Here is a 20457-nt window from a genome sequence, read left to right as displayed (position 1 = left end):
GTCCCGGACGATTGACCAAGAGGACAGCTACCGGGTTCTTGTTACTGCAGTGATAAATGTGTCACATGTTGCATCAAGATGGTGGTCGCCCACACTGCGTGTCGCGATAACGATCAGGCAACACGTTCGGCAGGTACTGCTTCGAAGGGTGACGATGACGAGGTTGCGCTCCGCCGATCTCCGCTCGATCTGGTTGATAGCCATCGCGTGCGCCGCGGTCAGCATGGTCGTCGCCGCGATGGCCGCGCTCAACACCGCGCTGCCCGACATCGCGATCGACACCGGTGCCGACTCGGGCCAGATGACCTGGATCGTCGACGGCTACACCCTCGCCCTCGCCGCGCTCCTGCTACCGGCAGGTGCGGTCGGCGACCGTTACGGACGACGCGGCGTCCTGATCGTCGGACTGTTCGTCTTCGCCATCGCGTCCGTGCTGCCCGTGTGGATCAGCGATCCGACGCAACTGATCGCCACCCGGGTCCTCGCGGGCGTGGGCGCCGCGCTGATCATGCCGACGACGCTGTCCTTGATCACCTCCGGTGTCCCGGAGAGTCGCCGCGCGCTGGGGGTGAGCATCTGGGCCGCCGTCGCCGGTGGCGGCGCGATCGCCGGTTTCCTCGTCACCGGCATCCTGCTGGAGTTCTTCACCTGGCATTCGATCTTCATCACGTTCGCCGCGTCCGCGGTCCTGACCGCAGCACTGTGTTTCACCATCGGCAGTTCGCGCGACAGCAGCCCCGGACGATTCGACGTCGCCGGTTCGCTCACCTCGATCCTCGGCATCACCGGCATCGTGCTGGGCTTGCTCGAGGCCCCACATCGCGGCTGGGCCGATCCGCTGGTCCTGATCGGGCTGATCGGAGGGATCGTCCTCGTCGTGGCGTTCGTGTTCCTCGAACTGCGCCGCGCATCACCGCTTCTGGACGTCCGCCTCTTCACCAATCGCGCGTTCGGCTCGGGCTCCCTGGCCATCGCCATGCAGTTCTTCGCATCGTTCGGCGTGTTCTATCTGATGCTGCAGCAACTGCAGCTCGTCTTCGGCTACTCACCGCTGCAGTCGGCGTTCGCCCTCATGCCGATGGTGGCGGGAGTCGGGATCTTCGCGCTGCTGGGCAACTGGCTGGCGGTCCGCTTCGACGCCCTGCGCTTCGTCCTGGCCGGCGGCATCCTGCTCGCCGGCGTGGGCATCGTCCTGCTCGGGATCGTCCACTACGAGACGTACTGGACCGCCATCTGGATCATCGTGTTGTGCGCCATCGGCATCGGGCTCGCGACGGCGTCGTCGACGACCGCCATCATGTCGAACACCCCACTGGACAATCAGGGCGTCGGCTCCGCGGTCAACGACACGGCACGAGAGATCGGCGCGGCCATCGGGATCGCCGTGGCGGGCAGCATCATGGCGGCCGGCTATTCCAACCGGATCGGTGCCGTCGCCGACAACGCCCGCACCCAGCTGACCGCGGCCGGTGAACAACGCATAGCGGCCGGCGATCAGCTCGGCGGCCAGATGCTGGTGCAACAGGCGGGCCAGGCCGCCGACCACATCCGACGCTCACTGGCCGAGGCGACCGCCGTCGTCGAACGCCTCGCGGACCGTGCCGGACCGCTGGCGGCGCAGATCGCCCACGACGCCCAGGACGCGTTCCTGGAGCCGATGCGGCAGGCCTACATCGTCCTCGGGGCCGTCCTCGTCGCGAGTGCATTCGTCCTGGCGTGGCTCGCCCCTCGCCGGGTGGTGACCGTCTCCCCGGATGCTCCGACCGCCGGCGACGACATCCCAGCGGCCGACGGTGCGGCACAGGAGAATGTCGGTGTCGGTGCACGAGCGGCGGACGCGTCCGCTCCGCCGCGCACGGACACCGCTCCGGACTGACGGTCGTGTCGGCCTCCGGCGTCGTCGGCAGCATCATCGCCGTCGCGCTCCTGGTGATCGTCATCATCACGACGGTCGGTGCCCGGCGCATGCCGGCCGCGCTGGTGGCGGTGCCCGTCGCGATACTCGTTGTGCTGCTGGGTCTGACGGGGCTCGACGACGCGGTCGACGAGATCCGTTTCATGGCACCGACCATCGGTTTCCTGGCGGCGATGCTCGTGGTCGCGGATGTGTGCGCGCGTACCGGGGTGTTCACCTGGATCGGAGCAGTGCTTGCCACGTGGAGTCGGTCGTCACCGAACCGCCTGCTGCGCATCGTCTTCCTGGTGGCCGCCGTCACGACCGCCGTCCTGTCGATCGACACGACGATCGTGTTGCTGACACCCGTCGCGGTCGCCACGGCCCGCCGAGTCGGTGCGCGGATCGCACCAGTCGCCTACGCCAGCAACCATCTCGCGAACAGCACCTCCACGTTGTTGCCCGTCTCCAATCTGACCAATCTCCTGGCGTTCGGCGCGACGGGCCTGACGTTCCTGGGCTTCACCGGCCTCATGGCCGCGCCGTGGGCGGCCGCGATCATCGTGGAATATCTGATCTTTCGATGGTTCTTCGCCGACGCTCTCGCGGCGCCGTCGCCGCGACCGGCCGAGAGAGACGACACCGAGAGCGTCACCGGCTCGGCGACGGCCCCAGACGTGTCGGCCCCGCACGCACCGCGGGGAGTGCTGATCGCGCTGTGCCTGCTGCTGGTGGCCTTCGTCGTCGCCGAACCGCTCGACATCCCGCTGGCGGCGGTCGCCGGCGCCGGGGCGCTGATCATGGTGATGCCGTTGCTGTTCCGCGCGCCTGCGGAGACCCTCGCCCATACGGTCCGCGCGGTGAACGTCCCGTTCCTGGCCTTCGTCGCCGCACTGGGCGTCATCATCCTGCCCGTCCGAGAAGGGCCACTCGGAGATGTCGTGAGTTCGTTGATCCCGTCGGGTACCGGACTTCTGGCACTCCTCGGCGTCGCGGCGCTCGCGGCGGTGCTGGCGAACCTGCTCAACAACCTGCCCGCGACACTGCTGCTCGTGCCCCTGGTGGCCCACCAACCGGCCCTGGTGCTCGCCGTACTCCTGGGAGTGAACATCGGGCCGAACCTCGCCTACTTCGGGTCATTGGCGAATCTCCTGTGGCGCGACGTGATGCACCGCCAGGGCACGCACCCGGCATCGCGTCAGTACCTGATGCTGGGTGCGTTGACGGTACCGCCGACGTTGGCCGCGGCGGTCGTCGCGCTCTGGGCGGGGTTGTCGATCAGCTAGCGGCGCCTGCGGTCTCACCCGCCGCTGCCGCCGCAGATTTCGCCCACCGATAGTCGGCCTTGCCTGCCGGGGTCCGCTTGACCTCGTCGACGTAGACGACGGTACGCGGCACCTTGTAGCGGGCGAGGGTCTCTCGACAGTGCTCCTGGATCTCGTCCAACGACGGTTCGATCGCACCGTCGGCGACCGCGATGACCGCTGCGACCCGCTGACCGTAGCGTTCATCCGGCACCGGCACGACCAACGCATCCGCCACCGCCGGGTGGGCGTGCAGCGTCGCCTCGACCTCTTCGGCGTATACCTTCTCGCCGCCGGTGTTGATGCACTGCGAGCCGCGACCGAGGAACACGATGCTGCCGTCGGCCTCGACGGCGCCCATGTCACCGAGGATGGAGATCCGCGTACCGTCGGCCAGAGTCGGGAATGTCTTGGCGCTCTTCTCCTCGTCCTTGTAGTAGCCGAGGGGAACATTGCCGATGCGGGCGATGTAGCCGACCTCGCCGGAACCGGGCTCGATCCTGTTGTGCCGTTCGTCGACGACCATCATCTTGTCGGTCGGAGGCACCCGCAGGTTGCCGTTGTCGTCCATCATGATCTCGCCGTCGTTACCGGACTCCGACGCGCCGAAGTTGTCCCGCAGCACCAGATCCGCTTTCACCCCGAGGAACCGGTCGCGTACGTGCTGCGACCAGATCGCGCCGCCCGAGGTCACCGAGAACAATGACGACAGGTCGACCTCTCCGGCGCGGCGCTCGAACTCCTCGACCAGCGGCATACCCATCGCGTCGCCGACGATGAGGATGATCTGCACCTTCTCCTTCTCCACCTCGGACACGATCGCCGCCGGGTCGAAGTCCCGTTGGATCACGAGCCGCCCGCCCAGGGTGAAGAACGTGAACAGCGAGTACGACGCGGCACCGTGCATCAGCGGCGCCGCCAGCAGAAATGCCATCGACGGAAAATCCTTGACCGCCGAGGCGATCTCGTCGAGATCCTTGCGCGCTTCACCATACGGGTTGCCGCCCGAGAGCGGCTTGCGGAAGAAGTCGTCGTGCTGCCACATGACGCCCTTCGGGTAGCCGGTGGTGCCCCCCGTGTAGAGGAGGTAGAGCTCTTCACCGTTGCGGGCCTCGAAGTCGCGCTCGGTGGACTGCCCGGCGGTGTCGGCGAAGGACACGATCTGCACCGTCCGCCCGTCGGGCAGGCCCGCGGCGGCCGCCGCCAGTGCATCGTCGACCTCACCGATCACGAACACGGCCCGCACCGTGGACAATTCGGGCAGCAGGGCGGCGACGCTGCGCTGATGTTCGGGCACCTCGACGATGATCGCGCGTGAGTCGGAATTGTCGAAGATGTACTGCAGCTCGGCGTTGGTGTAGCGGTAGTTGATGTTGACCGGTACGGCGCGGATCTTGAGCAGACCGAGCAGACTCGTCACGTGTTCCACACTGTTCTTGAGGAACAACGAGACGTTGTCGTGCGCACCGATCCCGGCACCCGACAGCAGATGCGCGACCTGGTTGGCGAGACCGTCGAGTTCGGCGTAGCTGATCTGCCGACCCTCGTAACTCAGCGCGATGCGCTCGGGCACCGCGTCGGCGACCGTCTCGAACACGTCGGCCAGATTGAACTTCATCTCTACTCCCTCTGCTGAGCTCGCCGCTATCGGCTGGACTGCGTGAGTACCAGTCCGCTGGTGGGAACGCCCGTACCCGCGGTGACCACGATCTTCTCGGCATTCTCGACCTGATTGACCGAGTCGCCGCGTATCTGCCGGACCGCCTCGGCAATGCCGTTCATCCCGTGGATGTAGGCCTCACCGAGTTGTCCCCCATGGGTGTTCAGCGGAAGCTGACCCCCGACCTCGAGTGCACCCGGTTGGCGCACAAAGTCTTTCGCCTCACCGCGACCACAGAAGCCGAGCTCCTCGAGCTGCATCAGTGTGTATGGCGTGAAGTGGTCGTAGAGAATCGCCATGTCCATGTCCGACGGCCCGAGCCCGGACTGCTTCCACAGTTGCCGTCCCACCAGACCCATCTCGGGAAGGCCGGCGAGATCGTCCCGGTAGTAGCTCGACATGATGAACTGATCGTCAGCGCTTCCCGCCGCGGCGCCGGCGATGACGGCCGGGGTGTGCGGGAGGTCTCGCGCACGCTCGGCCGACACGACGACGATCGCAACGCCGCCGTCGGATTCCTGGCAGCAGTCCAGCAGATGCAGCGGCTCGGCGATGTACCGCGACGCCTGGTGGTCCTCCAGGGTGATCGGCTTGCCATGGAAGAAGGCGTTCGGGTTGACCGCGGCGTGCTTGCGATCGACGACGGCGATCCGTCCGAAATCCTCACTGGTGGCGCCATACTCGTGCATGTACCGCTGCGCGACCATCGCGACGAACGCTGCCGGGGTCGAGAGACCGTGAGGATAGACGAACGCGTTGTCGGTGCCCGACGAGTTCTCCTGGTTGGCGACGGCGCTGTTCACCTGACCGAAGCGCAGTCCCGACCGCTCGTTGAAAGCGCGGTAGGCGACCACGACGTCGGCGACGCCCGTCGCGACCGCCATCGCCGCCTGCTGCACCGTGGCGCAGGCCGCGCCACCCCCATAGTGGATTCGGGAGAAGTAGGTCATCTCCTTGATCCCGACCGCACGCGCCACCGCGATCTCGGCATTGGTGTCCATGGTGAACGACACCAGTCCGTCGACGTCCTCCGGCTTCAGTCCCGCGTCGGCGACGGCCGCCGACACAGCCTCCGCGGCCAGTCGCAACTCGCTGCGGCCCGAGTCCTTGGAGAACTCGGTCGCCCCGATACCCGCGATCGCCGCCTTACCCGAGAGGCCGGCCATCAGAAGTCACCACCGATGGTGAGGGTGACCGTGGAGATCACGTGTTTCCCCAGCGAATTGGTGCCGGTGACCGATACCGTCATCACGTCGTCGGCGATCTCGGTGACCTCACCGGTGAAGGTCACCGAGTCGTAGGCGTACCAGGGCACGCCGAGTTTGAGGTTGATCGACCGGATACGGGCCGTCGGGCCCGCCCAATCGGTCACGAACCGCTCGACCAGACCGGTGTCGGTGAGGATGTTGACGAAGATGTCCTTGGAGCCCTTGGCCTGCGCGAGGTCACGGTCATGGTGGACATCCTGGAAGTCACGGGTGGCCAGTGCAGTCGCCACCACGAACGTCGGACTGGCGTCGATGGTCAGCGGCGGGAGTGTGTCGGCGACCCGGACCGGTTGTGTCGCAACGCTGGTCACTTCTGCTCCTCGGTGTCGATCGGCGTCCACGCGTACAGACTCCACGCTGCGGTCCCGGTGTCGTCGTCGGCCGGGAAATCGAGGAAGGTGACCTCGACGGGCAGTCCGATCCGAACCTGCTCGGGCGCGATCCCACGGAGCTCACCGAGCATACGCACGCCCTCCTCGAGTTCGACGAGCGCCACCACGAAGGGCAGCTGTCGGCCTGGGACCTTCGGTGCGTGATGCACCACATGACTGAACACGGTGCCGCGCCCTGAAGCGACGACGTAATCCGTCTGCGGGACAGTGCCATCGGACTGTCGAGCCTTCCAGATCGCGGGGATCGGCGGATGCCGCAAGCTACCGTCCTCGAGTTGCTGGATGCGCAGTTCGTGCGCCGCGACGCCCTGCCAGAAGAACCCGGTGTCGCGGGAAGAACTGGGGCGCAGCATCCGTGAGGGATCGAGGTCGTCGGGCACCGACGACTGCTCGGCATCTCCGGCCGCGGCGTCGTCCTGCTCTGGCGGACGGAACTTGAGGATGCGGAACGACATCTCCGCGACGACCTCGTCTCCGACCGACCAGACGTTGCGGGTGGTGAAGAACCATCCCTCACCGAGCGCGGTGTTCTTCGGCCCGGCCACATCGGTGAGTTCGGCGGAGAGCGTGACCTCTTCGCCGGGACGGGTGTAGCGGTGGTAGACCGTGTCACAGTTGGTCGCGACGACCGAGGTGTAGCCGGCCTCGTCGAACATCTCGGTGGCCCTGGCCAGCGGATCGTCGGCGGTGCGACGGCCGTGCAGGCCGCGCATCGTCCACACCTGCGCCATCGCGGGCGGCGCGACGATGCCCGGGTGCCCGGCGGCACGGGCCGCGGATTCGTCGACGTAGATGGGATTCTCGTCACCCATCACCTCGACCCAGTTGTGGATCATCGGCTGATTGATCGGGTCACGCCCCGCGGTCGGCGCGCCGGGCCCGTCGGCCTTGATGGCGTCCGCGGCCGCGTGGATCTCGTCGCCGGTCGAGATGGTCATCGCTTGGCCCTCGGCAATCCCAGTCCGGCGGTGGCGATCATGTCGCGCATGACCTCGTTGACGCCGCCGCCGAAGGTGATGACGACGTTGCGCTTCTGCTGCACATCCAGCCAGTCGACCAGCGCGGCGGTCGCGGGATCGGTGAAATCGCCGTGCCGGCCGACGATCTCGTTGATCAGTCGGCCGATGTGCTGGAGTCGCTCGGTGGCGAAGACTTTGGTGGCCGCGGCGTCCGCCATCGAGATCGCCTCACCCGTCGAGGCCACCTGCCAGTTGAGCAACTCGTTGATCCGGGCATAGGCCTCGATCTCGGCGAGGGCGCGTCGGACGTCGGGATGCTTGGCGATGACGGTGCCGTCGGGTCCGGGCTGCTGGGCCCAGGCGCGTACCCGCGCCGCCAGGCCATCGATGCGACCGGCCGGGCCGAGCATGACGCGCTCATGGTTGAGCTGAGTGGTGATCAACTTCCACCCCTCGCCCTCGGCGCCGACCCGCATCGACACGGGCACCTTGACATCGTTGTAGTAGGTGGCGTTGACGTGGTGGGCACCGTCGGCGGTGATGATCGGCGTCCAGCTGAACCCCGGATCCGTGGTGTCGACGATGAGGATCGAGATGCCCTTGTGCTTGGGCGCCTCTTTGTCGGTGCGTACGGCGAGCCAGATGTAGTCGGCGTCGTGCGCGCCGGTGGTGAAGATCTTCTGTCCGTTCACCACATAGTGATCGCCGTCGAGAACCGCACTCGTGGTGAGCGACGCGAGATCGGTACCGGCGCCGGGCTCGGTGTAGCCGATCGCGAAATGTACCTCACCGGCGAGGATGTCCGGCAGGAACCTCTGCTTGAGCTCATCGGTGCCGTGCTCTTGCAGCGTCGGACCGACGGTCTGCAGGGTGACGGCGGGCAGCGGGACGTCGGCACGGACGGCCTCGTTGGTGAAGATCTGCTGTTCGATCTGTCCGAACCCTTTGCCGCCGTACTCTTTCGGCCAGCCGACTCCGAGCCAGCCATCCTTGCCCATCTGGCGGATGACCTTGCGATAGGTCTCGCCATGACGTTCGGTGAGCATGACCTCCGCGTCGGCGGGGCTCACCAGCCCGGCGAAGTACTCACGGAGTTCGGCGCGCAACGCCGCCTGCTCCGGGGTCAGATCAATGAACATGTGCTGCCTGCGCTTTCGGGTCGAGCCGCGCATCGGAGTCGTCGGCGACCTCATCGAGGCGCGCGTCGGCGCCGCCGACGAGACGGGCGAGGTCCTTGGCGATGGAGAAGTGCCGGTGCAGCGGGTAGGTGACGTCGACGCCGATCCCCCCATGCAGGTGTGTCATCGTCCGCAGAGTCGCCGGGACCTCCGCCGCCAGCCAGTAACCGGCGATCCCGAGATCCTGCGCGGCGTCGAGACCTTCGGTCATCCGCCAGGCGGCCGCCGTGGTGGCGAGGCTCAGCGACCGGCCGACGATGTAGACATCGGCGAGTTGCTGGCCCACCGCCTGGAACAGCGCGATCGGCTTGCCGAACTGCTCGCGTTGCGTGACGTGCTCGGCGGTGAGGCGCGCGGCGCCGTCGACGAGTCCGTCCGCGTAGGCCGCCAACAGCAGGCGGTAATGGTCACGCAGCACATCGACGTCGGCGGTCAGCACGTCCGTCTCGTCGAAGGCCACATCGTCGAAGCGGACCGTGTACTCACCCCACCCGGCCGACGACGGGGTGCGCGTGAGCGACACCCCTGGACTGTCGGCGCCGACGACGACCACACCACCGTCGGTCGCGACGACGAGAGCCGACGCACCGTCGGCGTGCAGCACACCGGTCTTGGTCCCGGTCAGCCTGCCGTCGCGGATGGTGGTGTGCGGTGTGGAGGTGAGCGCGTCGCCCTGCTCGCCGATCGCGATCGCGTGCCACCCGCCGTCGGCGAGCGTGCGACCCCACTTCGCCATCGCCGCGTCCGACGCATGGCGCAGCGTCAGCGCCGAGACGAGCGTGCCGATCGCCGGCGTCACCGCCGCGGCCGACCCCATGGCCCGTAACAACGGGAGCAGATCGTTCACCGCCACCTCGTCGCCGTCGAAGTCGGCGGGCAGCGGCAGCGCCAGCAGTCCGGCGGCCTTGACCGACGCCCAGAGGGTGTCGTCGAAGCCGCCGCCCCCGGGCGTGTCGAACCTGCTCTCCCAATCCGGCTGATGCCGGGCGAATACCTCCGCGGCCGCATCGCGAACAGCGACGGCCGTGTCGTCGAGGGCGAAGTCCACCCCACTGCCTCCTTGCGACAAATTAGAACTTGTTCTAGTTGTATCAGACGCCACGACCTCAGGGGTCGGTATGGGTCCTCAACTGCCGATTCGAGGCATTCTCGGGGTGTCGCGGACAGTCAGCCGCGCGGCAAACCGAGAATGCGTTCGGCCGCGGCGGTGCGCAGGATCTGCGTGGTTCCACCCGCGATGGACAGGCACCGGTTCTGCAGGAACGCCTCGGAGGCGTCGCCGGCGGCCACGCCGTCGGAACCCAGAAGGTCGAGAGCGAACTCCGGGACCGCCTGGCGATGCCGGACCCCGATGAGCTTGCGCACGCTCGACAGCGCGCCCGGATCGTGGCCGGCCAGCCGTTGGGTGACCGCACGTGCGTCCAGGACACGACCGACGTGCGCCTCGGCGACCAGGCCGCCGAGCGCCGCCAGTTCTCCCGGCTCGAGGTCTCGGCCCGAGTCGGAGATCTGGGTGAGCACGGCGTCCATCTCCTTGCCGAGCCCCGAGCCGCCCATCGCGACACGTTCGTTGGCGAGGGTGGTGCGGGCGAGTCTCCAGCCGCCGTTGATCTCCCCGACCACGCAATCGTCGGGGACGAATACGTCGTCGAGGAAGACCTCGTTGAAGTTGGCCCGGCCGGTGAGTTCGCGCAGCGGGCGGATGTCGATGCCCGCGGCGGCCATGTCGATCAGGAAGTAGGTGATGCCCTTGTGCTTCGGCGCGTCCGCGTCGGTGCGGGCCAGGCACACACCCCAGGTCGCGTTGTGGGCCTGCGACGTCCAGATCTTCTGACCGGTCAACGACCAGCCCCCGTCGACGCGGATGGCCCGGGTGCGCAGGGCTGCCAGATCCGACCCCGCCTCGGGCTCACTGAACAGCTGGCACCACACGAGATCACCGGCAAGCGTGGGCCCGACGAACCGTTCCCGCTGGGCGTCGGTGCCGTGTTCGAGGATCGTCGGGATCGCCCAGGCACCGATCACCAGGTCGGGTCGGGCCACGTCCGCGCGGTCGAACTCGGTGTCGATCAGCAGTTGCAGTGCCGGTTCCGCGGCCAGCCCGTACGGGCGCGGCCAGTGCGGCATCAGGTAGCCGGACTCGGCGAGGACCTGCCGTCGCCGGTCGGGCTCGGTCGCCGCGATACGCGCCACCTCCTCCCGGATCTCGGCCCGCCGATCCTCGACCGACGACAGGTCGATCTCGAAGTCGCGTCGGGCGCCGTCGAGGCCCAACTGCCCGAGAGCCCGTCGTGAGCGCGTCGCCCGAGCGAGCGCCGACCGGGCCGTCGTCGCCGACCGCAGGTACAGATGTGCGTCGTGCTCGAACGTGAAGCCGATGCCTCCGAGGATCTGCACGCAGTCCTTCGCGTTGGCGACGGCGGCGTCGGCGACGACCACGTCGGCCGCATACCGGCTGAGGGTCAGCTGCGCGATGGCGTCCTCGTCGGCTGCGCCGGAGAGCATCTCATCGACCGCGCGCGCGAGATCCCACGTGGCCGCGGTGAGTTCCTCACTGCGACAGAGCATGTCCGCGCAGATGTGTTTGATGGCCTGGAACGACCCGATGGGCGAGCCGAACTGCGTACGCACCTTCGCGTAGTCGACGGCCGTGTCGAGCGACCAGCGCGCGACGCCGCTCTGATACGCCGCCGACATCGCCGACAGCACGCCCGCCACCAGGGCCGTATCGCCGGGACCACCCGCACCGAGCGCAATGAGATCGTCGGCGACGAGGCCCGACAACCGGACCTTCGACACCGATTCGGTGCCGCTGACGGGAGCGTGCGGCGCGACGTCGCGGGTACCGACACCCGGCGGAACGATCCACCACACGCCTGCGCGGTCGGGCACGGTCATCGGCATCATGAGCGCGCCGTCGTCGACGGCAGCGGGGACGAGCCCGAGGTCGATGCCTCCGTCGACGAGCTCGAGTGTGTCGTCGCCCCCGTATGCGCGGGCCGGCACCGCCACCGCCACCTCGCCCGCGACCACCCGTGCCAGCAGGTCCGCGGCGCCGTCGTCGGTGCTGCGGGACAGGCCGATGGCGGCCGCGACCATCGGGCCGATCGGACCCGGCACGAGACTGACGCCGCATTGCTCGACCATCGCGGCGACATCGGTGAACGTGGCACCGAAGCCGCCGTGCTCCTCCGGCAGGGCGCCGGCGAAGACACCGAACTCGGCGAGCTGCGGCAGGAGACCGGACCACTGGTCGGTCGGTTTGTCGATGTCGGCGCGCACCAACCCGGTCGTGTGGACGCCCTGCGCCCAGGTGGAGATCGCGTCGCAGACGGCGATCTGCTCGGTAGACGTGGCGATTGTCACGTGATTCCTCTGTATGTCAGGTTGTGACGGGCAAATAGAACCTGTTCTAATATGCCATGGGTGGTTGCCGACCGGTAGGCACCCCGTCACGACCGATCACGTGAGGATGTCTGCGAACACATGGCACGTTCTGCACCGGCCAACGCGTCTGTCGACTCGGCGGCGACCACCGCCCCGTCCACCGGCACGTCGACGTCCGTGGGAACCGAGACCGGCTCGGCGGCCCAGCGTGAACGCCGCCGTCGCATCCTCGACGCCACACTCGCGTTGGCGTCCAAGGGCGGTTACGACGCCGTCCAGATGAGGACCGTCGCCGACAAGGCCGACGTCGCGGTCGGCACGCTCTACCGGTACTTCCCCTCGAAGGTCCACCTGTTGGTCACCTCGCTCGCCCGCGAACTCGGACGGGTCGAATCACGGGTCGACCGCTCACAACTGCGCGGCGACAACGCCGTCGAACGTCTGCGGCACGTCCTCGACATGATCACCTATGCGATGCAGCGCGATCCGCTTCTCACCGAGGCCATGACCCGCGCGTTCATGTTCGCCGACGCCTCCGCGACGGCCGAGGTCGATCAGGTCGCCGGGATCATCGACCGACTGCTCGCCGGAGCGATGGTCGACGAGGGTGAGCCCACCGAGGAGGATCTCGCGATCGCCCGCGTCCTCGCCGACGTGTGGATGTCGAATCTGGTGCAGTGGCTGACCCGACGCGCCTCGGCCACCGACGTCACCAACCGCCTCGAACTCACCGTCCGGCTGCTGCTCAAAGACCGCTTGTAGTCGGAGTCAACGGCGCCGACCGTGTCCGATTTCGCGCCGACCGTGCCCAGAATCTCGCCGATCGGGTCCAGTTGCGCACTCAGCGACCGGCAACCGGCGCGACCTTCTTCGCGGGGGCCTTCGGCGTGAGATCAGCCGCGATCTTCGGCCACGTCCGACGCAGGTCGGACTCCCAGTACTCCCACGAGTGCGTGCCGTTGGGCCGCGACAGCATCGTCATCGGCACCCGCAGGCTCCGCATCCGCTGCGCCATCTGCTGAGTGCACTGGTTCACCGCGGCCTCGATGATCCCGCCGAGCACGACCTGATTGGCCAGCGTCAGCGGATTGCCTTGGATCAGACGGGCTTCCGGCCGATCGTACGGACCCGGCAACCCGGTTCCGGTGGTCATGTAGACCTTCGTCGAGCGCAGTTTGGCGGCGTTGACGAACGGATCGTTCTGTCGCCAGCCGGCACCGCCGACCGGTCCCCACATGTTGTCGAGGTTGCCCTGCCCGCGGTCGGCCACGACCATCCGAATGTAGGCCTGACCCACCGGATCACTGGTCCGCGCGCATCCGCTGTAGGCGGCGACCGACTTGTAGAGGTGCGGAGCGGCGATCGCCAGATTCAGCACGGACGTCCCGGCCATGGAGATCCCCGCGACCGCGTTGACCTTGGTCGTGTCGAACTCCTTGTCGATGAGCGGCGGCAGTTCCTTCGTGAGGAACGTCTGCCACTTGTTGCGACCGAGGACCGGATCGTCGCGCTGCCAGTCGGTGTAGTACGAGAAGGCCCCGCCGATCGGCGTGACCACGTTGACGTTCTTGTCGGCGAAGAACTTCACGTAGTCGGTCTTGGCCGCCCAGGTCGCCGAGTCCTCACCACCGCCCGCGCCGTTGAGAAGGTAGAACGTGGGCCGCGGCTTGCTCGCATCGCGCGGGCGCAGCACCGTGATCGGGATCATCTTCCGCATCGCCGCCGAGTACACGATTGCCGTGACCTGCTGCTTGTTGTCATGAATGATCGTGTCGATCCGAGACACGTTCGGGTCCGGCGTGGGCGCCGCCTGCGCCGCTGCGGCCCCGATGGTCAGCGCGACCGCCGCTGCCACTCCGGCGCCCATCCACGCCAACCGTCCCCGACCCGAACGTGCGCCCACCGCTATTCCCTTCAGTAACAATTGTCACAACTGTCTCAGATCGTATCTGCCGGAGGCGAGACGCCCCAAGTCGAGAACGGCCTTGTTAGGCGTTTGTGACGTGGGGTGTGCGTGGCACCATCAACCCGAACATCACGCGGAGACAATCGGCCAGATCCGCATCGGGCGTGGCCAGCCAGCGCTCGTGGCCCGCCGACGACGCGGCGAGAACCGCATACGCGACGGCCACCGGGTACTCGTCGGCCGCTCGCCCGCCCGTCCGCAGCGCGACGAAGTCCGCGACGACCGAGCGCCATTGCCGGTAGACGGCGTTGGCATGGGCCTGGACGGCCGGAGTGTGCAGGATCAGTTGAGCGCGCTGGCGTGCCCACTCGAGCTCGGCGCCACGGTGATCGATGGCCGCGATGAAGGCCTCTTCGACGACGTCGACAAGATCCGCGGACTCTGGCGCCGCCTCGATCATCTCGCGGAACTGGGCCAGTTCGGCGTCGGACTCCACCCAGACGACATCGGCCTTGGTCGCGAAGTACCGGAAGAACGTGCGACGACTCACCCCGACCGCTGCCGCGATGTCCTCGACGGTGGTCTGATCGAAGCCGTCCCGGAGAAAGAGTCGCTGTGCGGCGGCGGCGAGCGCATGCGCACTGGTACTCGCGGGCCGGCCGCCCCGGTCGACCTCCGCGTGAACGTCGAGCCCCGCTCCGGTCGGCACGCGCTGCTCAGCCATCTGATCATCGTCTCACCCGCGCGGCCGGAAATCCGGGCGTGACACCCTGGCGTTGTGACACCGAGTGACATATCCTTCGGGCGAGACGTGGCTCACACGTCAGAGCGAAAGGGAGAGGTCACATGGGCAAGCTGGACGGCGAAGTCGCCTTCATCACCGGAGCAGCACGAGGCCAAGGACGCAGTCACGCGATCCGCCTCGCGCAGGAGGGCGCCGACATCATTGCGGTCGATGTCAGTGAGCAGATCGCGACGGTCCCCTATGACACCGCGCGTCCGGGCGACCTGGACCAGACCGTCAAGGAGGTCGAGGCGCTCGATCGGCGGATCATCGCCTCCGAGGTCGACGTGCGCGATCTCACCGGCCTGCAGAAGGCGGCCGACGACGGTGTCGCCGAACTGGGCCGCCTCGACATCGTCCTGGCGAATGCCGGCATCAACACCATGTCGCCGACGATCGAGATGTCCGAGGAGATGTGGGACACGATGATCGGCATCAATCTCACGGGCGTGTGGAAGACCGTCCGGGCTGCGGTTCCCCACATCGTCTCCGGTGGCCGCGGCGGGTCGGTCGTCTTGACCAGTTCTTTGGCCGCTGTCATCGCCTACGAGGGCATCGCGCACTACTCCGCCGCCAAGCACGGACTCGTCGGCCTGATGCGCACGCTGGCGAAAGAGCTGGGCCCGCAGGGAATCCGGGTGAACACAGTGCATCCCACGACCGTCGCGACCGACATGGTGCTCAACGACGCCACCTATCAGGTCTTCCGGCCCGATCTCGAGCACCCATCCCGCGCCGACTACGAGCAGGCCGCACGAGAGATGAACACCTTGCCGGTCGCGATGGTCGAGCCGATCGACATCTCCAACGCAGTCCTCTATCTGGTGTCCGACGACGGCCGGTACGTCACCGGAACGACCCACGTGGTCGACGCCGGCGGACGCCTCTGATCCACGCCCGGTCACCACTCCACGACGAAACACTCTCTTCCACAACGACAAAGGAGTCACAGTGGGCCTCTTGGACGGCAAGACAGTACTCATCACCGGCGGCGCCCGCGGACAGGGTCGCGCACATGCCGTGACGTCGGCGCGTGAGGGCGCCGACGTCATCCTCCTCGACATCACCACACAGATCGATTCGGCGGACTACCCCCTCGCCACCGCCGACGACATGGCCGAGACCGTCCGGCAGGTCGAGCAACTCGACCGGCGCGCACTGTCGTTCGACGCCGACGTCCGGGATCAGGGTCAGCTCGACGAGGTCGTCGCCGGAAGTATCGCCGAGTTCGGCAAGATCGACATCCTCATCGCGAACGCGGGCATCTGGACCCGCGCACCGTTCTGGGAGATGACCGGCGACATGTGGCAGGACATGATGGATGTCAATCTGACCGGCGTCTGGAAGTCGGCGAAAGCCGTGGCACCTCACATGATCGAACGTCAGACCGGGTCGATTGTCATCACCTCGTCGGTCAACGGCCTCGAGCCGGGCATGAACTATGCGCACTATGTGGCCACCAAACACGGGGTCATCGGGCTGATGAAGAACATCGCACTGGAGCTCGCCCCCCACGGAATACGCTGCAATTCCATCAATCCGGGTGCGATCCTCACGCCGATGACCAATCAGCAGGGCGCGTGGGACATGTTCGCCGGACACGAGGGCGGCACGCACGATGATCTGATCGCCGGCGGCTACAGCTTCCACGCGCTCAAGGGCACCTCTTTCATGCCGCCCGAGGTCATCGCCAACACCGCGTTGTATCTGAACTCGGACCTCGCCGCGACGGTGACCGGTGTGACCATCCCGGTCGACGCCGGTCACATGCTGCTGACCGGCGTCAACCAGGAACCGGTGACGTGACCGTCAACGCTTCGGCGCGTCACGGTGTCGACGACCTCGCCGCGATCCGGAATCGGATCGCCGCGCAGGTCGTCGGCCGTCACCGTGAACTCGACCTCGTACTCGCCGCCGTCGCCGCCGGGCGCGACCTCATCCTCGAGGGACCGCCCGGCACCTCGAAGAGCACGCTGCTGCGGGCGATCACCGCGGAGTGGGGCATCCCCCTTGTCCTGGTGGAGGGCAATGCCGACCTGACGCCGAGCCGGCTTGTCGGCCACCATAATCCGTCTCGGGTGCTGCGTGAGGACTACAGCGCCGCCAACTTCGTCGACGGACCACTGCTCGAGGCGATGCGCGGCGGCGGGTTCCTCTATGTCGAGGAGTTCAACCGCGCGCCGGAGGACACCATCGACACGCTGCTGACGGCGATGGCCGAGCGGGTCGTCACCGTCCCCCGTGTGGGCGCGGTGACCGCGCACCCGACATTCCGGGTCGTCGCCTCGATGAACCCGTACGACAACGTGGGGACCACCCGCCTGTCGACCTCGGTCCACGATCGGATGTGCCGTCTCGTCGTCGACTATCAGGATGCGGAGGCCGAAAGCGAGATCGTCTCGCGCAGAGCCGCTCCGGTCGGCGCGCGGGTCGTCGCCGACGCCGTCACCGTCACCCGCGCCACACGCGACCGCGACGACGTCCGCCAGGGCAGCAGCGTACGGGGTGCGATCGACCTGGCGCTGGTGGTCACGCAACTGTGCGCGATGCGCGATGTCATGATTCCGACGGCACCGGACGTCGCCCCGCCGTGTGATCTGAGGACGGAGTACACGACCGCATTCCTCGACGCCATGCTGGTGACGCTCTCCGGGCGAATCCACCTCGACGACACCGCCTTCACCACCGCTGAGGGCATCCTCACCGAGATCTGGCAGGATCACTTCCTGCTGCATCCGGCCGCCGCCGAGCCGGGTTGAAGAGCTGTCGAGGCGGACTCGCCGCTGACTCGGCCCTCCACACGGGATCGAACTTCGCGGCCCCTGAAACCCCTGCGCCGACGACCCAAGACCCTCGAGGAGAAGCCCGACCTGCTCGTCGCGTCGTCGTCAGGCGGCGGTTTCGTGGTCGCGGATCATCGGCCCGGGAAGTCCGGCCGGATCTCGCCTCCCGGCGGGCACGGCGCGCCGTCGGTCACCGCCGAGGACGGTGAACTGGACTCGGAGACAGACGCTCTCGTCGTCGTCGACGACGTCGCTCGGCAGCGTGCCCGCCGAATCGCCCGAAAACTGGCACTCGCGCAGGTCCTGCACACGCGCCGCGCGCCACGGGGTGCGACCGGAACACTGGTGACCAGGCGGTGGCGTGGCGACTCCGACGAGATCGACCTCGACGCGACGCTCGAGGCGATCGCCGCGAATCCGCTGCCCACCGACGACGACATCCTGGTCCGGCAGCGGGTTCGCCGCCGTCGGTCGATCATGCTCGTCGTCGACATCTCGGGATCGGCACGCGGAGAACAGGTCCGCACCGCAGCGGCGACGGTGGGCGCGCTGGTCGGCGAGCTGAGTCGAGACGCCGTGGGCGTCGTGGCCTTCTGGTCCGCCGCTGCACTGATCGCCCCGCTCGGAGAGACGATCGAGCCCGATCGCGTTGTCGATCAACTGCTTACACTGCCCTCGCAGGGGTTGACCAATGTGTCGTTCGCCCTGTCGGTGGCGGCCGATCAGCTGCGCGGGACATCTTCCGCTGATGCGCGCGTCCTGCTGCTCAGCGACTGTGTCCACAACGCCGGACCCGATCCACGGATCGTCGCCGCGACCCTACCCCGTCTCGACGTCCTGCTCGATGTGTCCGGTGAGCACGACACCGACCTCGGACGTGATCTCGCCCGGGTCGGGCATGGCCGAATCATCCCGATCCGGACCGATCACGACGTCGCACCGGCGTTGCGTCGGATCTTCACGGGGTGAGAGTGGGGTCAACGCGGTCGCTGAGGAGCGCATCCAACCCTCAGCGATGCGTGAAAGCAGGGTCCCGCTTCTCGACGAACGCAGCCATTCCCTCGGTCTGGTCGTCGGTGGCGAAGGTCGAGTAGAACAGCGCGCGCTCGGCGCGAATCCCCTCGGCCAGACCGGACTCGAAGGAACGGTTGACCGCGTCCTTGGCCAGTGACGCCGCGATGAAGGATTTCGACGCGATCGTCGCGGCGACCTCCTTGGCCGTCGCGAGACAGTCCTCGGCGGGCACCACCCGCGACACGAGACCCAGTCGGTCGGCCTCGTCGACCCTCATGTTCCGGCCGGTGAGGATCATGTCCATCGCCTTGGGCTTGCCGACGGCACGCGTGAGCCGTTGCGAACCACCGATTCCCGGGATCACACCGAGGTTGATCTCGGGCTGACCGAAGACGGCGTTGTCGCCGGCGATCAGGATGTCACAGATCATCGCCAGTTCGCAGCCGCCGCCGAGCGCATAGCCGGTGACGGCGGCGACGATCGGTGTGCGCAGCCGCGAGAGATCGTCCCAGGCACCGAAGAACTGCTCACCGATGACATCGCTGTAGGTCTTGGACGACATCTCCTTGATGTCGGCACCGGCGGCGAACGCACGTTCCGATCCGGTGATGACGATCGCGCCGATCCCGGGGTCCTTGTCGAACTCGGTTGCGGCACCGACGACCTCGGTCATCACAGTGGTGTTCAGCGCGTTGAGCGCCTTCGGCCGGTCCAGTGTGATGACACCGACCCGCCCGTCGCGCTCGACGATGATCGTCTCGTGATCAGACACTCGAATCCTCCTGTGGTGCAGCGTTGATGGTCAGCTCCAGATCATCCGGGAGCGGTGCGAAGTAAGCGTCGACCTCGGCCGCCGGGACATCGCGGTGTTCGGCGTGGCGCCAGGACGGGGTGCGATCCTTGTCGATGACCTGGGCACGGATCCCCTCGGCCATGTCCGGATGCAGCAGGCTGCGCAGCGACACGCGGTACTCGCGCTTGAGCGTCTCGGCCAGGGTGGGCTTCTCGTCACGCAGCGAGCGCAGTGTGACTGCCAGGGCGGTCGGACTCTTCGCCGCGATCGAGGCGGCGGTCTTGTCGGCGTCCTCGGTGCCGACCGCACGGCAACGCTCGATGATGTCGGCCACAGTATCGGCGGCGAACGCATCCCGAATCCAGTCGCGCCGGCCATCGACCGCGGACTCCGGCGGCTCCTGCGCGTACTTCGCCAGGGCGTCGGCCGGTCCCGTCTCGCCGACGGCCCGCAGAAATGCGTCGAGATCCTCGGCGGGGACGAAGTGATCGGCCAGGCCGAGGGCGACCGCGTCGGCGCCCGACAGGTGCGTCGCGGTGAGACCGGCGTACACACCCAGATTGTCCGGGACCCGGGCGAGCAGATGGGTGCCACCGACGTCGGGCGCGAAGCCGATTCCGACCTCGGGCATCGCGAGACGCGTGCGGTCGGTGACCACGCGGGTGTTGGCGTGCGCGGAGATGCCGACGCCACCACCCATGACGATGCCGTCCATGATGGCGATGTACGGCTTCGGGTACCGCGCGATGTCGGCGTTCAGGTGATACTCGTCGGCCCAGAACAGGGCGGACGCGCACGCGGCCGCCTCGTCATCGCCGGCGTTCGACCCGCTCAGGGCGGAAGCGTCGCGGTGGATCGCGACGATGTCGCCACCCGCACACAGACCGCGCTCACCGGCACCGACGAGCACGACGGCGTTCACGTCAGCCTCGGCAGCCCAGCCACGCAGCAGTTCGTCCATAGCGGTGACCATCGGATGGTCGAGCGCGTTGATCGACTTGGGACGGTTGAGCGTCAGGGTCGCGACCCCGGCATCGACCGTAGACAGCACAGATGGTTCGACCGTCATGACCTGGTCTCCTCGCAACCTCGCACGATTGTCCGATTACCTCACCGATAGTTGCATATCCTAGTA

At 67.4% G+C, this 20457-nt stretch carries 18 protein-coding genes; 7 read left to right on the top strand and 11 right to left on the bottom strand.

Annotation, left to right across the window (positions count from 1 at the left end; all coding sequences use genetic code 11):
* Window positions 1-154: 154 nt before the first annotated feature.
* Entirely contained in the window at window positions 155-1876 is a 1722-nt protein-coding gene (locus QSJ19_RS07800; RefSeq protein WP_286319499.1) for an MFS transporter, read from the top strand.
* A 5-nt stretch (window positions 1877-1881) separates the two neighbouring features.
* Entirely contained in the window at window positions 1882-3180 is a 1299-nt protein-coding gene (locus tag QSJ19_RS07795) for an SLC13 family permease (protein WP_502876113.1), read from the top strand.
* Here QSJ19_RS07795 and QSJ19_RS07790 read toward each other — a convergent pair.
* The 7 genes from QSJ19_RS07790 to QSJ19_RS07760 form a co-directional block, all read right to left on the bottom strand.
* Entirely contained in the window at window positions 3173-4816 is a 1644-nt protein-coding gene (locus tag QSJ19_RS07790; protein WP_286319498.1) for an acyl-CoA synthetase, read from the bottom strand. The two genes, QSJ19_RS07795 and QSJ19_RS07790, sit on opposite strands and share 8 nt — an antisense overlap.
* 26 nt (window positions 4817-4842) lie before the next feature.
* A complete protein-coding gene (locus QSJ19_RS07785; protein ID WP_286319497.1) occupies window positions 4843-6024 on the bottom strand; it encodes a lipid-transfer protein in 1182 nt (393 codons plus the stop codon).
* Window positions 6024-6437 carry a MaoC family dehydratase gene (locus QSJ19_RS07780; protein ID WP_286319495.1) on the bottom strand — a complete coding sequence of 138 codons (414 nt, stop codon included), beginning with the start codon at window positions 6435-6437 and terminating at the stop codon, window positions 6024-6026. Before QSJ19_RS07780 ends, QSJ19_RS07785 begins: the two co-directional genes overlap by 1 nt.
* Window positions 6434-7456, bottom strand: coding sequence for a bifunctional MaoC family dehydratase N-terminal/OB-fold nucleic acid binding domain-containing protein (locus tag QSJ19_RS07775; RefSeq protein WP_286319494.1), 1023 nt, complete (start codon window positions 7454-7456; stop codon window positions 6434-6436). The genes QSJ19_RS07780 and QSJ19_RS07775 overlap by 4 nt, the downstream gene beginning before the upstream one ends.
* The gene (locus QSJ19_RS07770) at window positions 7453-8616 is read right to left on the bottom strand and encodes an acyl-CoA dehydrogenase family protein (protein ID WP_286319493.1); all 1164 of its coding nucleotides are present in this window, start codon (window positions 8614-8616) and stop codon (window positions 7453-7455) included. The genes QSJ19_RS07775 and QSJ19_RS07770 overlap by 4 nt, the downstream gene beginning before the upstream one ends.
* Window positions 8606-9703 carry an acyl-CoA dehydrogenase family protein gene (locus QSJ19_RS07765; protein ID WP_286319491.1) on the bottom strand — a complete coding sequence of 366 codons (1098 nt, stop codon included), beginning with the start codon at window positions 9701-9703 and terminating at the stop codon, window positions 8606-8608. The genes QSJ19_RS07770 and QSJ19_RS07765 overlap by 11 nt, the downstream gene beginning before the upstream one ends.
* Window positions 9704-9822: 119 nt before the next feature.
* Window positions 9823-12021 (bottom strand): acyl-CoA dehydrogenase family protein, encoded by a 2199-nt coding sequence (locus QSJ19_RS07760; protein ID WP_286319490.1) that lies wholly within the window; start codon window positions 12019-12021, stop codon window positions 9823-9825.
* A gap of 120 nt (window positions 12022-12141) precedes the next feature.
* Between QSJ19_RS07760 and kstR the strand changes: the two genes are divergently transcribed.
* Entirely contained in the window at window positions 12142-12804 is a 663-nt protein-coding gene (gene kstR / locus QSJ19_RS07755) for a cholesterol catabolism transcriptional regulator KstR (RefSeq protein WP_286319489.1), read from the top strand.
* Between the two features lie 79 nt (window positions 12805-12883).
* Here kstR and QSJ19_RS07750 read toward each other — a convergent pair whose 3' ends face one another.
* Both QSJ19_RS07750 and QSJ19_RS07745 read right to left on the bottom strand, forming a co-directional pair.
* The gene (locus tag QSJ19_RS07750) at window positions 12884-13909 is read right to left on the bottom strand and encodes an alpha/beta hydrolase (protein ID WP_286319667.1); all 1026 of its coding nucleotides are present in this window, start codon (window positions 13907-13909) and stop codon (window positions 12884-12886) included.
* Window positions 13910-14030: 121 nt separating this feature from the next.
* Window positions 14031-14672 carry an acyl-CoA-like ligand-binding transcription factor gene (locus QSJ19_RS07745; protein ID WP_286319488.1) on the bottom strand — a complete coding sequence of 214 codons (642 nt, stop codon included), beginning with the start codon at window positions 14670-14672 and terminating at the stop codon, window positions 14031-14033.
* 122 nt (window positions 14673-14794) lie between these two features.
* Here QSJ19_RS07745 and QSJ19_RS07740 point away from each other — a divergent pair, with 122 nt between their 5' ends.
* The 4 genes from QSJ19_RS07740 (at window position 14795) to QSJ19_RS07725 (ending at window position 18484) form a co-directional block, all read left to right on the top strand.
* Window positions 14795-15622, top strand: a complete 828-nt coding sequence (locus QSJ19_RS07740) for a mycofactocin-coupled SDR family oxidoreductase (RefSeq protein ID WP_286319487.1) — start codon at window positions 14795-14797, stop codon at window positions 15620-15622.
* A 61-nt stretch (window positions 15623-15683) separates the two neighbouring features.
* Window positions 15684-16538 carry a mycofactocin-coupled SDR family oxidoreductase gene (locus tag QSJ19_RS07735; protein ID WP_286319486.1) on the top strand — a complete coding sequence of 285 codons (855 nt, stop codon included), beginning with the start codon at window positions 15684-15686 and terminating at the stop codon, window positions 16536-16538.
* A complete protein-coding gene (locus QSJ19_RS07730) occupies window positions 16535-17491 on the top strand; it encodes an AAA family ATPase (protein WP_286319485.1) in 957 nt (318 codons plus the stop codon). Before QSJ19_RS07735 ends, QSJ19_RS07730 begins: the two co-directional genes overlap by 4 nt.
* Window positions 17492-17515: 24 nt before the next feature.
* Window positions 17516-18484 (top strand): vWA domain-containing protein, encoded by a 969-nt coding sequence (locus tag QSJ19_RS07725; RefSeq protein WP_502876119.1) that lies wholly within the window; start codon window positions 17516-17518, stop codon window positions 18482-18484.
* Window positions 18485-18524: 40 nt separating this feature from the next.
* Here QSJ19_RS07725 and QSJ19_RS07720 read toward each other — a convergent pair whose 3' ends face one another.
* Entirely contained in the window at window positions 18525-19301 is a 777-nt protein-coding gene (locus QSJ19_RS07720) for an enoyl-CoA hydratase (protein WP_286319484.1), read from the bottom strand.
* Window positions 19294-20391 carry an enoyl-CoA hydratase/isomerase family protein gene (locus QSJ19_RS07715; RefSeq protein WP_286319483.1) on the bottom strand — a complete coding sequence of 366 codons (1098 nt, stop codon included), beginning with the start codon at window positions 20389-20391 and terminating at the stop codon, window positions 19294-19296. The genes QSJ19_RS07720 and QSJ19_RS07715 overlap by 8 nt, the downstream gene beginning before the upstream one ends.
* Between the last annotated feature and the right edge of the window lie 66 nt (window positions 20392-20457).

This window comes from Gordonia sp. ABSL11-1 (assembly GCF_030315685.1).
Lineage (GTDB): Bacteria > Actinomycetota > Actinomycetes > Mycobacteriales > Mycobacteriaceae > Gordonia.
This window is presented reverse-complemented; position numbering and strand designations above follow the sequence as displayed.

What these genes read in the sequence shown, in the direction of transcription:
- kstR (WP_286319489.1), top strand. Translation starts at nt 12,142, where the DNA reads ATGGCACGTTCTGCACCGGCCAACGCGTCTGTCGACTCGGCGGCGACC.
- QSJ19_RS07770 (WP_286319493.1), bottom strand. Translation starts at nt 8,616, where the DNA reads ATGTTCATTGATCTGACCCCGGAGCAGGCGGCGTTGCGCGCCGAACTC.
- QSJ19_RS07800 (WP_286319499.1), top strand. Translation starts at nt 155, where the DNA reads ATGACGAGGTTGCGCTCCGCCGATCTCCGCTCGATCTGGTTGATAGCC.
- QSJ19_RS07790 (WP_286319498.1), bottom strand. Translation starts at nt 4,816, where the DNA reads ATGAAGTTCAATCTGGCCGACGTGTTCGAGACGGTCGCCGACGCGGTG.
- QSJ19_RS07740 (WP_286319487.1), top strand. Translation starts at nt 14,795, where the DNA reads ATGGGCAAGCTGGACGGCGAAGTCGCCTTCATCACCGGAGCAGCACGA.
- QSJ19_RS07750 (WP_286319667.1), bottom strand. Translation starts at nt 13,909, where the DNA reads ATGGGCGCCGGAGTGGCAGCGGCGGTCGCGCTGACCATCGGGGCCGCA.
- QSJ19_RS07745 (WP_286319488.1), bottom strand. Translation starts at nt 14,672, where the DNA reads ATGGCTGAGCAGCGCGTGCCGACCGGAGCGGGGCTCGACGTTCACGCG.
- QSJ19_RS07775 (WP_286319494.1), bottom strand. Translation starts at nt 7,456, where the DNA reads ATGACCATCTCGACCGGCGACGAGATCCACGCGGCCGCGGACGCCATC.
- QSJ19_RS07715 (WP_286319483.1), bottom strand. Translation starts at nt 20,391, where the DNA reads ATGACGGTCGAACCATCTGTGCTGTCTACGGTCGATGCCGGGGTCGCG.
- QSJ19_RS07785 (WP_286319497.1), bottom strand. Translation starts at nt 6,024, where the DNA reads ATGGCCGGCCTCTCGGGTAAGGCGGCGATCGCGGGTATCGGGGCGACC.